This is a genomic window from Paenibacillus xylanexedens (assembly GCF_017874615.1).
GTDB classification, from domain to species: Bacteria; Bacillota; Bacilli; order Paenibacillales; family Paenibacillaceae; genus Paenibacillus; species Paenibacillus xylanexedens.
The window spans coordinates 138,651-151,925 of record NZ_JAGIKV010000018.1 but is presented as its reverse complement, the minus strand read 5'-3'; the positions used below and the strand labels follow the sequence as shown (position 1 = coordinate 151,925).

The 13,275-nt window shown below is 48.8% G+C and carries 12 protein-coding genes and 2 riboswitches; of the genes, 11 read left to right on the top strand and 1 reads right to left on the bottom strand.

Going from position 1 to position 13,275, the window contains the following annotated elements:
• From J2Z28_RS31550 to J2Z28_RS21765, 6 genes are all read left to right on the top strand, one after another.
• On the top strand, nt 1-984 hold a 984-nt coding region (locus J2Z28_RS31550), incomplete at its 5' end, for a hypothetical protein (RefSeq protein WP_425325415.1).
• A 513-nt stretch (nt 985-1,497) separates the two neighbouring features.
• Nucleotides 1,498-2,211 (top strand): acyltransferase domain-containing protein, encoded by a 714-nt coding sequence (locus tag J2Z28_RS21785; RefSeq protein ID WP_280530848.1) that lies wholly within the window; start codon nt 1,498-1,500, stop codon nt 2,209-2,211.
• A gap of 136 nt (nt 2,212-2,347) precedes the next feature.
• Nucleotides 2,348-2,473, top strand: a riboswitch (glycine riboswitch).
• Nucleotides 2,474-2,477: 4 nt separating this feature from the next.
• Nucleotides 2,478-2,613: riboswitch (glycine riboswitch) on the top strand.
• Nucleotides 2,614-2,724: 111 nt separating this feature from the next.
• Nucleotides 2,725-3,414 (top strand): L-serine ammonia-lyase, iron-sulfur-dependent subunit beta, encoded by a 690-nt coding sequence (gene sdaAB / locus J2Z28_RS21780; RefSeq protein ID WP_211084264.1) that lies wholly within the window; start codon nt 2,725-2,727, stop codon nt 3,412-3,414.
• Nucleotides 3,404-4,342 (top strand): L-serine ammonia-lyase, iron-sulfur-dependent, subunit alpha, encoded by a 939-nt coding sequence (sdaAA, locus tag J2Z28_RS21775; RefSeq protein WP_211084263.1) that lies wholly within the window; start codon nt 3,404-3,406, stop codon nt 4,340-4,342. The genes sdaAB and sdaAA overlap by 11 nt, the downstream gene beginning before the upstream one ends.
• A 261-nt stretch (nt 4,343-4,603) precedes the next feature.
• Nucleotides 4,604-5,818 (top strand): YhgE/Pip domain-containing protein, encoded by a 1,215-nt coding sequence (locus J2Z28_RS21770; RefSeq protein WP_211084262.1) that lies wholly within the window; start codon nt 4,604-4,606, stop codon nt 5,816-5,818.
• Nucleotides 5,819-5,872: 54 nt separating this feature from the next.
• Nucleotides 5,873-6,385, top strand: a complete 513-nt coding sequence (locus J2Z28_RS21765; RefSeq protein ID WP_211084261.1) for a PadR family transcriptional regulator — start codon at nt 5,873-5,875, stop codon at nt 6,383-6,385.
• Nucleotides 6,386-6,525: 140 nt separating this feature from the next.
• On the opposite strand, the gene J2Z28_RS21760 is transcribed toward J2Z28_RS21765, so the two are convergent.
• Complete coding sequence (locus J2Z28_RS21760; protein WP_211084260.1) at nt 6,526-8,280, bottom strand: alpha-glycosidase; 1,755 nt, start codon at nt 8,278-8,280, stop codon at nt 6,526-6,528.
• A 127-nt stretch (nt 8,281-8,407) separates the two neighbouring features.
• On the opposite strand from J2Z28_RS21760, the gene J2Z28_RS21755 reads away from it, so the two are divergent.
• The 5 genes from J2Z28_RS21755 to J2Z28_RS21735 all read left to right on the top strand — a co-directional run bounded on the left by J2Z28_RS21755 (nt 8,408) and on the right by J2Z28_RS21735 (nt 13,090).
• Nucleotides 8,408-9,091, top strand: coding sequence for a response regulator transcription factor (locus tag J2Z28_RS21755; RefSeq protein WP_211084259.1), 684 nt, complete (start codon nt 8,408-8,410; stop codon nt 9,089-9,091).
• Nucleotides 9,092-9,135: 44 nt separating this feature from the next.
• On the top strand, nt 9,136-10,641 hold the full coding sequence (locus J2Z28_RS21750) for a sensor histidine kinase (RefSeq protein WP_342357533.1): 1,506 nt from the start codon (nt 9,136-9,138) through the stop codon (nt 10,639-10,641).
• Between the two features lie 85 nt (nt 10,642-10,726).
• Nucleotides 10,727-11,641: an ABC transporter ATP-binding protein gene (locus J2Z28_RS21745; RefSeq protein ID WP_211084257.1), complete on the top strand. Its 915-nt coding sequence runs from the start codon at nt 10,727-10,729 to the stop codon at nt 11,639-11,641.
• Nucleotides 11,638-12,354 carry an ABC transporter permease gene (locus J2Z28_RS21740; protein ID WP_211084256.1) on the top strand — a complete coding sequence of 239 codons (717 nt, stop codon included), beginning with the start codon at nt 11,638-11,640 and terminating at the stop codon, nt 12,352-12,354. The genes J2Z28_RS21745 and J2Z28_RS21740 overlap by 4 nt, the downstream gene beginning before the upstream one ends.
• 1 nt (nt 12,355) lies before the next feature.
• Nucleotides 12,356-13,090, top strand: coding sequence for an ABC transporter permease (locus J2Z28_RS21735; RefSeq protein ID WP_211084255.1), 735 nt, complete (start codon nt 12,356-12,358; stop codon nt 13,088-13,090).
• The last annotated feature ends 185 nt before the right edge of the window (nt 13,091-13,275 follow it).

The following is a 13,275-nucleotide window of genomic DNA, read 5'->3' as shown; positions in this document are numbered from 1 at the left end:
ACAGGATCTACTGGGTTAACCGGAGCGACAGGTGCAACCGGAACGGGAACAACGGGTTCAACTGGAGTAACCGGTGTGACTGGTGCAACCGGAACGACTGGAGCTACTGGTGGAACAGGATCTACTGGGTTAACCGGAGCGACAGGTGCAACCGGAACGGGAACAACGGGTTCAACTGGAGTAACCGGTGTGACTGGTGCAACCGGAACAGGAACGACTGGAGCTACTGGTGGAACAGGATCTACTGGGTTAACCGGAGCGACAGGTGCAACCGGAACGGGAACAACCGGATCCACGGGAGCGACGGGTTCAACTGGAGTAACCGGTGTGACTGGTGCAACCGGAACGACTGGTGCAACCGGAACGACTGGAGCTACTGGTGGAACAGGATCTACTGGGTTAACCGGAGCGACAGGTGCAACCGGAACGGGAACAACCGGATCCGCGGGAGCAACGGGCTCAACTGGAGTAACCGGTGTGACTGGTGCAACCGGAACAGGAACGACTGGAGCTACTGGTGGAACAGGATTTACTGGGGTAACTGGCGCAACAGGCGCAACTCCTACGTTTGTAGACTCATTCTTTAATGGTAATATTCAACCTCAGTCAATTGCTTCTGGATCAAATATTCTAAATATTACTCCAAACCAATTTACTACACTAACTTATAATGCAGCAACAAGTGTTTTCACAATACAAAATGCAGGTTTGTACAACATAAGTGTTGTACTAAATCTTGCAGCTGCTACATTACCAGGAGCAACAATTGGGCTATCACTAAATAATTCTACAGCATATCTGGCTCCTGCTGTAACCACGGCAACAAGTGGTCAATTGGTTTTAGTTCAAGTTCAGTCCTTTGCTGTTGGAGATACACTTCAATTTAGGAATATATCTGGGTTTCCTATTACCATTGCTAATTCATCAGTAATAGCTAACAGCGCAGGTCATGTAGCTATTTCAAGGTTCTCATCCTTCTTTTAATCATTTATACAATTATAGGATGGCAATAAGGCGTGTATTAGGCTGACTAAACCGCTCTCCTGCACGTTAGCTCTCCAACACAGTCGATGATAAAAAATGAAAAAAAGTAATCGCGCAAAATATATTGAATGGCAAGTATTTTGTTGCGTTCTACTCATTGAACCAGGTGCATTTCCGATTATAGATAAAAAAATGACATAATATTATATCCTTTTTCTCTGATTTATCCCTATTTAACAATGTTATTCGTCATTTTACGATATACAATCTCTTTATTAACACAATCCATCATTTACAAAAATCACAAATTTTCATGGTGTATACAACAAGCTTTTCAACTAATTCAATCGTTGTTTCGGCACGTTTAAGATAGGAAACGCACATATGAGGGAAGTTTTGTGTTTTTATGTTTTCTGGGCAGGGATCGCAGTATCCGCGGATGGGGGAGGAGCTGTTTGAGCAGGATGCGTTGTTCAGGGAAACGATGCTTGCTCTCGATCAAACGGTTTTGGAATGCGGGGGCGAGTCAATCATCCGGCATATGTACGGAGGATCGTAGACAGGCGAGGACGCTTCGAACGAACAATTATGTCGCATCCCGCCATCTATATGGTGGAGTATGCACTTGCCCAATCCTTGTTGACTCGTGGTATGATGCCTGATTATGTCCTAAGCAGCAGCCTTGGCGAGTTTGCCGCTGCTGCCGTTGCATGCGTATTCAGTGCAGAGGATGGCTTGCGCTGTGTTATGAAGCAAGCTACAGGCGTAACGGGCACGACCGGAGCCACTGGCGCTACGGGCGCGACAGGATCTACAGCAGCATCTGCGCCAGCGAGTTCTTCCTTGTTTGCTGACAGTCAGACATCATCATTGTCTCTTTCATTAACAGCTGAAACGACGATCCAGACCCTAAATGTGACTGTGGTGACAGGCCAAAGGGTGAAAATTGACAATAGTACGCAAGTTGCAGTGGTGGTGGAGTCCAACTGGAGTATCGCATATAACATTAACCTGAGAGTGAACGGCGTTTTGATTAACCAATTGCAGCTCTCCAGAACAGGGAATGCTTCCGGTTCGATATCATTCCTTTCTTCCAACACTTACGTGGATACAGCAACTGCTACAACAACCAACGTATATACTATAAGCATTTCATTTGTGACAACTACAAGTGTCACAAGTTCTTCAGCGCAGGTGAGAAATATCAATGCCATTGTATTCACTTAAAGTTGACGTCTAGCTTATGATAATTGCACGTTACTTTTGTTGACATATCGGATACTGTACATTACTCTATTCTTATAGATGTATCGAAAATTCAGCGGTCTAACATGCAAAATCAATTCAATGATGTTAAGGCGGATGATAACGAGCGGGAGAGACCTGGGCAGACCGAGTAAAATCGCATGCTGCCAAGGCACCGAAGGAGCAAGCTGCTGCGCACCCGGCGCAGCGGTTAATCTCTCAGGTAAATGTACCATCGTTGGACGCAACTCTGGAGAGTGCGCAATATGCGCCACCCAAGGGGTATATGTTTAAGGGGCAGTTTGCAAGGTGTGTCACCTGTGGAATACAGGCAAAGCATCTGTGTGCTTCTTATCATGAAACTCTCAGGTATCGAGGACAGAGAGAGGGCCGTGGGCCTTCTTCTGTCCTTTTTGTATGTCATCGCTCAGTAATAAAGGAACATTATGAATACTCGTATGGTTGGATAGGATGAATATAAATGGAGGGGTGCAGGTGCGTTTTAAAGACGTTTTTTCAATTATTGGTCCGTCTATGACAGGTCCATCAAGTTCACATACAGCTGGAGCGGCAAGGTTAGGGAGAATTGCTCGACAGTGGCTAGGATGTACGCCAGATCGTGCCCGGCTGACCCTGTACGGTTCATTTGCAGATACGTATCAGGGGCACGGAACAGATCTGGCACTGATCGGTGGTCTGCTCGACTATGTCACAGACGATCCGCGTATACCGGATGCAGAGCAATACGCAGAGGAAGCGGGCATGGAGGTGGAGTTTTACACGAGCGGTCTGCCAGCCCCCCATCCCAATACGGTCAAAATTGAGTTGTGGCACGGAGATCGTCAATGTTCACTAATCGGTGCTTCTATCGGCGGTGGTAGTGTATCGGTGCATGCTTTAAATGATTTTCGTGTACAGATCAGCGGAGAGTTTCCAACGCTTGTGCTGCGCCATTCGGACAAAGCCGGAGTGCTCGCTTCGGTCACATCCACAATCAGTTCGTCAGGTGTGAATATTGGGTATATGCAAGTGGATCGGAAAGCCAGAGATGGTGAAGCGTTGACCGCGATGGAGATGGACGCTGTGCCTAATGCTGAGATGCTGAAGCGTCTGCGCTCACTGGACCATGTGCTTGAAATTCGCGTCATCGATTTGAAGAGAGGGGTGGAGCCGGATGCGATTTAAGCATTTGCATGAATTGAATGCCGTCTGTACAGCAGAGTCCAAAACGATTGCCCGCTTGATGATCGAAGAGCAGGTTCAGGAAACAAATACTCCAGAAGCCGATGTTGTGCGGCAGATGTCAGATTACTATCAGGTGATGAAGGAAGCGGTGCGCAAAGGACTGACAGAAGATACGACATCACGCAGTGGATTAACGGGTGGAGATGGCAAAAAAATGGCCGAGTATATTCGCAAGGGTGAGACTTGCTCCGGTGATGCTTCGGCACTTGCCATGGCGTATGCCTTGTGTGTATCTGAAGTGAATGCCTCCATGGGTCGGATCGTGGCAACACCAACAGCGGGTTCCTGCGGCATTATCCCGGGTGTGTTTATCAGTTCACAGGAGCGGTTTGGCTGGACGGACGAACATTTGGTGAACGGGTTGTTCTGTGCGGGAGCGATTGGTTATGTTATTGCCAACAATTCATTTATCTCCGGTGCCGAAGGTGGCTGTCAGGCGGAAGTGGGTTCCGCGATCGGCATGGCTGCGGGTGCCATGGTTGAACTGCGTGGAGGTACACCGGAACAGGTCGTTCATGCCGTAGGCTTGGCGTTAAAAAATACACTGGGCCTTATCTGCGATCCAGTCGCAGGCCTTGTTGAGATTCCGTGCATCGTCCGTAATGGACTGGGTGCAGTCACGGCGCTGGCTGCGGCTGATATGGCCCTGGCCGGAGTGCGTAGTGCCATACCGTCAGACGAGGTCATCGACGTTATGCTGGAAGTAGGCAGTGCGATGCCGAGCCGTCACCGGGAAACAGCCCAAGGCGGACTGGCTCAGACGCCAACCGGCCGCAAAATGATGCAGAAGCTGGCTAAACCAAAGGCAAAGCGTGCCGAGCCTGAGCAGGAGTCCCCTGCTGGAAATGACGTAGAACCTAAGGCATAATAGAATTGATATGAATTAAATCTAACGCTAACTCGTGGAACCTTGAGCCTTGATTATTAAAGTTGAAGTAGAGCTCCCTGCGTGATATGAAAAGCCGATACCAATCTTCCTAGTGAAGATTGGTATCGGCTTTTTTTGTCTTTTACCAACAAGAAAAATAAAAACATTGACGATTTATATATCGTGTTGATATATTAACAATTGTCATATATCAACACGATATATAAAAGAGCGAAACAAAAATAAAAGGAGATGGTTAGAATGAAAGAAATTTTTCAGACGAGTCTGCTGTTTTTGAAAAATGGAGCTACTATTGTGGGTTTAATTACGGCCGTGCTGTTTCAGGTTTTCTTTAACATCATCTGGCTTAGAGGATACGATCAGGTTAATGAGAGAATGACTGAGCTAGCTGTCACTATTGTTAATGAAGACGGGGCGGCAGCTGAGCCGTTGGCCGCGTCTTTGGCAGCGGGTCTGAATTTCGAGATCAAACCATCTGAATCGATGCAAGAAGCGAGACAGATGTTAACGGATCGGGAAGTATACATGATCATTGAGATTCCATCCGGTTTTATGCAGCAGGCAGAAGACTTGTCGAAGCCGATGACAGTTAAGTATGTGATGAACGAATCAAACGTGGCTACCGTGAAAAGTGTGATGCAGAACGTAGCCGCACAAGTTACAGCGACATTGAATCGTGAAGTACAAGAGAATGGTATTCGCGGAGTTCTGAATCAGTCCGGTATGACTGCCGATCAGTCCGATTCGCTGGCGCTGGGGTTATCCTCACGCGTGGAAGCAGAGGTGGAGCGACTGAATCCTGTTGATAATTTTGCTTTCTCCATGGTACCGATGTTGATTGTAACGGCTACGTTTACCGGAGCGATGTTGCTTGGCATGAATCTGCAGAAAGTATCTGGTGAACTGAGTAGCAGGGCAGGGAAATGGGCGCGCTTCTGGGCGCGCAACATCGTTAATGTTGGTGCGGCATGTATCGTTTCGCTCGTTGGATCGGGGATGATGTACGTTATGGGGGTATCGTCAGCAGATGGTTGGTTCATGTTATGGCTGTTCCAGTTACTAATCACTATATCTTTTCTATTCATGGCTCAGTTGAGTTTGTTGTTGCTTGGCAATGCTGGGGCATGGCTAAACAGCGCGCTGTTACCTCTACTGATGCTGTCATCGGGATCAACGATTCCGCGAGATGTAATGCCTGAGTTCTACCAAGTAATCGGTCATTATCTGCCAGCGACTTATGCCGTAGAAGGAATGATGAACCTTGTGCTCGGAGGAAACGGGATCGGCCGGGATGCGATGTTGCTCGCCGTAATCGGTGGAGTAACACTGACCCTGGGTGCGCTTTGCACCTGGATCAGACGCTCCGGCCCGGTGCGTTCTGAAGCTCGTAAGGAGGACCAGACTGCTGCTGTGCCTGTTGCTCTGAAAGCAACCGTTTCGTCATCTGAACATTGAACAAGGGGTACTGATTGTGATACGTTAAGGGGAATGGAAAGGAGCGGTACACCGATGAACACGCAGCATGTCATCCTCGGAATACTGCACAATCAGCCAAGTTCCGGATACGAGATCAAGCAGTACTTTGAACAATATTTTTCATTTTTCTTTGATGCCAGCTTTGGCACCATATATCCTACACTTGCGAAGATGGAAAAGTCAGGATTGCTGACTAAGGAATCGGTGAAGCAGGAAGGGAAACCTGATAAGAACGTGTATTCATTGACCCCTGAAGGAGCAGCGCAATTTCACGCCTATTTAATGAGTCCTTTGGAAGCTGAGGTATTTCGTTCTGATTTTCTGATGCGTTTGTACTTCGGAGAGTTGGCGGATGAAGATACCGTAACGGGTTGGATCTCGACCCAGTTGAAGCGCAAGGAAATGTTATATGCTGAACTTCAGCGCCAGATGGAAGAATTCGGTGAACGTATTTCGCCTGCACAGCGTCTGTGTCTGCAAGTGGGGCTTGTACAATATGAGGCCACCATCCAGTTGCTCAAGGAACAGCTGGTTCGACCAGAGTGATCCATGGCCATAATGAATAACGTCAAAATCAGATAGGCGCTCCACAGATCAGGAACAGATCTGTGAGCGCCTATTTCGTTTGATATGCCGATGAATTGAACAGACTCCAGTCTTGCATCTGAGCAAGTATAGCTTGGTGTTTATGTGAGACTAGTACTCATTACAGCATATCCATACGCGGGCAATTCAATGGCGAGTACGCCATCTTCCTTGGCGGTACGATGGTTTCCGCCGAATAACTCTGTCCATTCCTCGTCACCGGCCTCCAGCTCGACAATAGCTGTCTCTTCTGATCGGTTGAACAGAATCAGAATGCGTTCCTCCTCATTTTGTCGCTCAAATACCAGTTGGCTGCCATCGGGACGAGCCTGCAGGAAACGAACGGTGCCTTCTGCACGCAGGGCAGGATGAGCATGACGCAGGGAGATCAGTTTCTGATAAAAGTCGAACAGCTCTCGGTCCTGCTTCGCTTCATCCCATTCCATGCATTTACGGCAACCCGGATCATGTTCGCCGTCCATGCCAATCTCATCTCCGTAATAGATGCACGGAGCACCCATGTAACTGAACTGGAATAACGCAGCAAGCTTCATCTTGCGCTGGTCGCCTTCACACAGCGTGAGCAACCGAGGGGTATCGTGACTGTCCAGCAAGTTAAACGCCACTTCGCTGGCCTGAAGCGGATAACGGGACAACTGTCGCCCGATGGAGTTTGCGAACTGTTCGGCGTGCATTGTATTTTTCACAAAGAAAGCATTCACGGCATCGGTAAACGGATAGTTCATGGACGCATCGAACTGGTCGCCTTGCAGCCAGGAGGAGGACTCGTTCCATACTTCGCCCAGAATATAGGCATCCGGGTTAGCGGCTTTGACTACACGGCGGAAATCACGCCAGAATGCATCGTCCACTTCGTCTGCCACATCCAGCCGCCATCCGTCCGCGCCCACTTCCTTGATCCAGTACTCAGCAACCTCCAGCAGATAGGCCTTCACCTCGGCATTCTCCGTATTCAGCTTTGGCATGTGCGCTTCGAATCCGAAGGTCTCATACGTAGGAATGCCGTCCTTCACGTCCAGCGGGTATTCGTGTACATGGAACCAGTCCTTGTATTTGGATTGTTCTCCGTTCTTCTGCACATCCACAAACGGCGCAAATGTCTTCCCGGAATGGTTGAACACAGCATCCAGAAGTACGCGAATTCCACGTGCGTGGCACAGCTTGACCAGTCTTTTCACGGTATCTGCGTCACCAAAGTGCCGGTCTACCCGCAGGTAGTCTTCGGTATCGTATTTATGATTGGTGGTGGCTTCGAAGATGGGTGTGAAGTAGATCGCATTAATGCCAAGATCGCTGATGTAATCCAGATGGTCGATCACGCCCTGAAGGTCACCGCCGAAAAAATTGAAAGGTGTTGGCTCGCCGCCCCACGGCTCCACCTTTTCCGGACTAATATCCGGATTGCCGTTGGCGAATCGTTCAGGGAAAATCTGATAGAACACCGCATCCTTAACCCATGCAGGGGGTGTGAATACAGCTCCGGCATGAATATAAGGGAACTGGAACATACGACCCGGATCGTCCGGCTCTTCTTCCTGGAAGTCCGTCTCGGTCATCCAGATCTGTTCGTCTCCGTTTTTGAGCAGAAAAGAGTATTTCAGTCGGTGGTAGGGAGGTTTCACCTCACCCTCGTAGTAATCGAACATGGAGTCAGAGGTGAACTTCGTTAAGGGAACCAGCGCTTTGGTTGCATCCCACGCATATTTGTCTCCGGTCAAGGCATGTACCTCGGTCAGATCATTCTTTTTGACACGCAAACGCAGATGGATTGTATCTTGGTCATAGGCATAGGCCCAGTTTCGTTTCGGTTGATGATAGATGGCTTCCAGCAACATAATGAAAATCCTCCCGTCAGGTGTAGAACTGATATGTACTTGGTAGACTTGATTAATATGACATTCCCCACGTTAATGGATAAGCTATAATTAACCAAAAGGGTACAGAAAGGAAACGAATATTCGGATGAAAACCAAACTGTTATATATTGAAGATGATACGGAAATTGCGACTTGGGTCAGAGCCGATCTGGAGGAGCGCGGTTATGAGGTGCAATGGCTCGGAAGTGGTGAAGGTGCAGCTGAGGCTGCTGTTGGTTGCTCCCTCATTATTCTGGATGTCATGTTGCCCGGACTGGATGGATTTACGGTGGGACAGCGACTGAAAAAAGAATATCCCGCCGTGCCCATTGTCATGCTCTCGGCCAGAACGTCTATTGACGACAAGCTGCATGGTCTTGATTTTGCCGACGACTATGTGACCAAACCATTTCACCCCGATGAACTGGCTGCCCGGATTGAAGTACAACTGCGTAAGGCAGGAACAGCGGTATCCACGGATGCTGCCCTGAAGCTGGATCATCTCTCCATCTATGAGAAGGACAACCGGATCGTTAATGAGGAGACGGGAGATGAGATTATTTTATCGGGAAAACAGTTCCACATCTTCGCCTACCTGCTACGACATATGGGCATGATTCGAACCAAAGAGCAGATCTATGAAGCCGTCTGGAACGAGCCCTATCTGGATGGAGATAAAACTTTGATGGTACATATTCGACATCTGCGTGAAAAGCTGGAGCTTGATCCGGCCAATCCGGTAGTTATTCAGACGGTCCGCGGTGTGGGATATCGCGTGAAGAAGCCATGATTCGGCGGTTCAGAGAACGGAAAATCATGAAGGGAGAACGAGGCGTGGATCATAAGCAATCCGGGCGGCGCAAGCTACGCTTTGGGCGGTCCTTGATGTCCAGATATATCATCCTGATTCTGGCGGCCGTATTATTCGTCCCCGTCGTGCTTCCGATCATATCCATCCTATATGTTGTCGTAGTGAATAACACGAATACGAATCAAGAGGCACCTTACGGTGATGTTACCCGGATCAGTAACCTCTGGTCGCGTGAAGCGGAGAACCTGGATGGCGCTTCGGATGGAGAAGTTAGCGCACGGTTGAAGCAGATACATCGTAAGTATCCCAAAGCTTCCATGTATCGAGTGAATGCTCGTGGTGAGACGGTCTTTATTCTGGGTGGTGAAGATGTAACGTTGTTGAAATCCACGTCAGCGGATGGCAAGACAGACACGGTATTAAAGTGGTCATTGGATTCCGGGAAAACGGCTGAGACTCGGATTCCAGCCGAATGGAATGCGAACAATACCGTGCAATTCATGAAAAAAGCTTCCTATCGTGATCCACTAACTGTAGTTGCCTATGTAGGCGGAGATGAAGAGGATAGAGGACAGGGCTTCATGGTCATTGAAGTGCCGCGATCGCTTTTGCAAAAGACACAAAATAATTTCCCAATGGAACTCTTGTATCTTGGCATTGTCATGATCATCATCTTTATGATTTTCATCATTATGTCGATTCTCTTCTTCGCACGCATTCGCAAGCGACTGATTCGTTTGCAGACGGCCATGATGACCCCGGGCAAGGAAGGCATTCCGCTTCCGGTGGATATCCGCCGGTTAGATGAGATCGGTCAGCTGGAGGAATCCTTCAATCAGATGGTGCATCAACTGTCCGACAGCCGCCATCGTGAACGCGAGGAAGAACAATTGCGCAAACGTCTCATTGCGGGGCTTTCCCACGATCTGCGTACCCCGCTAACGGTGATTCGTGGACATATGCATGCTCTGCACAAGGAAGCGCTGAGCGAGCAAGGTGACCGTTCATTACATCGCATGGAAGCGAAGATGGAGGATCTCGGCGGGCTCATCGACAACATGTTATCCTACAATTTGCTCACGAGTGGGAAATATACGCTGAAGCTGGAAGAGAAAGATATGCTGCGGATTGTCAGGGAAACGGCGGCGGCCTGGTACCCGGTCTGGGAGAAAGAGCAATTCGAAATTGATATTGACCTGCCGGAGGAACCGCTGATCTGGCATATGGATGAACAGGGCATGCGCCGTATTCTTGATAATTTGTTCCAAAACGTGATCCGTCATGCCGCCAGCGGGAAGTATATTGGCATATCAACCCAGGAGATTCAGGGTGAGACGGCTATTGTTATTCAGGATCGGGGTCCGGGAATGCAGCAGGATTCCGACAATAAAGGCACAGGTCTGGGCTTATCCATTGTAGACCTGTTGATTCGTGAGATGGGTCTACGCAAGCGGGTAGACAGTTCCGATACGGGTGTCCAGACATATATCTACAGTGGTAAGGGAAATAAGGAAACAACCAACCGATGAAATAGCTTTTTTAAACTAAACTTAAACTGGAGGCTACTTTGGCTTTAACCTTGGAAGGTTACGATAGTTCTGAGGTGATCATACAGTGAGTGAAAATATTATTCAAACGGCGAATCTATGGAAAACATACCGGGACCGTGCAGCGGTCCGTGAACTTGATCTGCATATTAAAAAGGGAGATATCTACGGCTTCCTCGGTCCCAACGGTGCCGGCAAAACAACAACGATTCGCATGCTTCTCGGCTTGATTAAACCAACCAAAGGCGTGATCCGTGTCTTTGACAAGGATATCCGCAAGGATCGCATGGATATTTTGCGCCGTGTGGGCTCTTTGGTCGAATACCCGTCCTATTACGGACATCTGAACGCCGTAGAGAATCTGGAAACTTTGCGCCGCATCATCAATGTACCAAAATCAAGAATTGCTGAAGTGCTGTCCATTGTAGATCTGACCAAGGATGCCAAACGTTCGGTGAAGGGGTATTCTCTTGGGATGAAGCAACGTCTGGGTATTGCCAGCGCTTTGCTGGGTGAACCGGAGTTGCTGATTCTGGACGAGCCGACGAATGGACTTGATCCTGCTGGCATTCAGGAGATTCGGGAACTGATCAAACGTATGCCGCTGGAACATGGCATTACCGTTCTGGTTTCCAGCCACTTGCTGAGTGAAGTCGAACAGATGGCAAGTCGTGTTGGTATTATCCGTGAAGGCAAGATGGTGCTTCAGGATACCATCGCAAGTCTGCATAGTCAGACGGGTAGCTCTATCCGGTTAACGGTTTCCGAGCCGGAAGAGGCTATGAAGCTGGCGAGAGAACAGGGACAATTTGGTCAGCAACAAGGTTCTGAATTAACGTTCCCTTATATGGATAACAGTTCAGTGGCACTGCTTGTGCGCCGATTAATTGAGCAGGATCATGATGTGTATCGTGTAGAGGAACAGCGTCAGTCGCTGGAAGATCTGTTCATGCGGGTCATTGGCGAGGGGGCTTCCATATGACCGGGCGTGCATTATCGTCAGACTGGCTCAAGATTCGGGGGAAAGGGATCTGGTTTCTTGTTTTTCTGGCCCCTCTTGGATTGACAGCGATGCAGGCGCTTAATTTTGGCTTACGGCTGGACTATCTGAAAGAGCAGTATGCAGATAACCTGTGGGGCGGATTGCTCGGCAATGTGGTTGTCTTTGTGCCCTTGTCTCTGATGCTGGGAGCAACCATTCTCAGCTCCATGATCGCCAATGTTGAGCATGAACAGGGATCGTGGAAACAGTTGCTCGCAATGCCCATTCCCAGACCAGCCGTGTATTTAGCCAAGTTCCTGCTTGCTTGTGTGCTGCTGGTGATCTCCTGCCTGCTGCTAACCGCAGGAATTGTAGGTCTGGGTCTGATCCTCGGATTCCATGCCAGCGAAATACCTTGGACACATGCGATCAAGCTGGGGCTATTGCCTTTGGCTGGTGCACTTCCGGTGTTGTCACTGGAGTTGTGGCTCACGATGGTTAACAAAAATCAGGCGCTTCCCGTCACCCTGGGTATCGTTCTCGCGATAACGGGTATGTTCTCACTCAGTATCTCACCGAGCTTTCCGCTCGCTTGGGCACAGATGGCCTGGAATGGGCCTAATCCATACCTGTATGCAGGCATGGGGGCAGGTTTAGGGTTATTGATTCTGTTGCTGGGTATGATGCATTTTAGCCGGAAGGATGTGGCCTGATATGAGCTTTGCAACAACGTACTTCCGAATTTTGTCCGCTGAACGATTGAAAATGGGTAAATCGCCCATATGGCTCCTGATTCTGCTGAGTCCACTCATTGCGCTGCTCATCGGACTGTTGTCCACGCCATCGGGGAATTGGCAGGTGTTGATGACCACGATGGTTTTCCTGCACGGATTGTTATTGTTACCGATGCTGACTGGCGTGTTTACGTCCTTTGTCTGCCGTTTTGAACATGCAGGTGGAGGGTGGAAGCAGATGCTGGTTTTACCGCTCACACGTTCAGGCGTATATGCAGGTAAACTGACGATTGTACTCATGCTTCTGGCGGGTACGCAAGCATTGTTGCTGATGTCCATTCTGCTGGCAGGGTTGGTTCATGGCATTACAATGCCAGTACCTTGGGGATTCTTGGCGAGCAAACTGCTGCTTGGGTTGCTGGCATGTGTACCCCTGGCTGCCCTGCAGATGTTCGTTTCATTGGTGTGGAGCAGCTTTGCCGCACCGCTCGCACTGAATTTTGCACTGACCATACCGAATATTCTCATTGTAAACTCGGCGACATATGGGCCGTATTATCCATGGGCACAACCGATGATTCTGATGACACCCGTGGACGGTGCAGGTTTCGGAGCCTACAATGTTCCACTGATCACAATGCTGGCGGTTGTTGGAGGCAGTGCTGTTATTTTCATTGGAATCGGCATGATGTATTTTGCAAAAAAAGAAATCTGAATAATCCGTTACACCCTTGGTTATCGTAGATCAAAATCCTCTTTAAGCAAAACATGCAAAGCTCTATTGTATGTATGCTTCAGGAGGATTTTTTCTAATGTCTGACCCACCCATCATGAATGGTCAACTCCCTAACGAACCTGAGGAGTCTTATTCAAGGATTTGAAGTGATCTCAGAAATCTAA

Coding starts and splice junctions, on each gene's coding strand:
- J2Z28_RS21785 (WP_280530848.1), top strand. CDS start 1,498: ATGCGGGGGCGAGTCAATCATCCGGCATATGTACGGAGGATCGTAGAC.
- sdaAA (WP_211084263.1), top strand. CDS start 3,404: ATGCGATTTAAGCATTTGCATGAATTGAATGCCGTCTGTACAGCAGAG.
- J2Z28_RS21770 (WP_211084262.1), top strand. CDS start 4,604: ATGAAAGAAATTTTTCAGACGAGTCTGCTGTTTTTGAAAAATGGAGCT.
- J2Z28_RS21765 (WP_211084261.1), top strand. CDS start 5,873: ATGAACACGCAGCATGTCATCCTCGGAATACTGCACAATCAGCCAAGT.
- J2Z28_RS21760 (WP_211084260.1), bottom strand. CDS start 8,280: ATGTTGCTGGAAGCCATCTATCATCAACCGAAACGAAACTGGGCCTAT.
- J2Z28_RS21755 (WP_211084259.1), top strand. CDS start 8,408: ATGAAAACCAAACTGTTATATATTGAAGATGATACGGAAATTGCGACT.
- J2Z28_RS21740 (WP_211084256.1), top strand. CDS start 11,638: ATGACCGGGCGTGCATTATCGTCAGACTGGCTCAAGATTCGGGGGAAA.
- J2Z28_RS21735 (WP_211084255.1), top strand. CDS start 12,356: ATGAGCTTTGCAACAACGTACTTCCGAATTTTGTCCGCTGAACGATTG.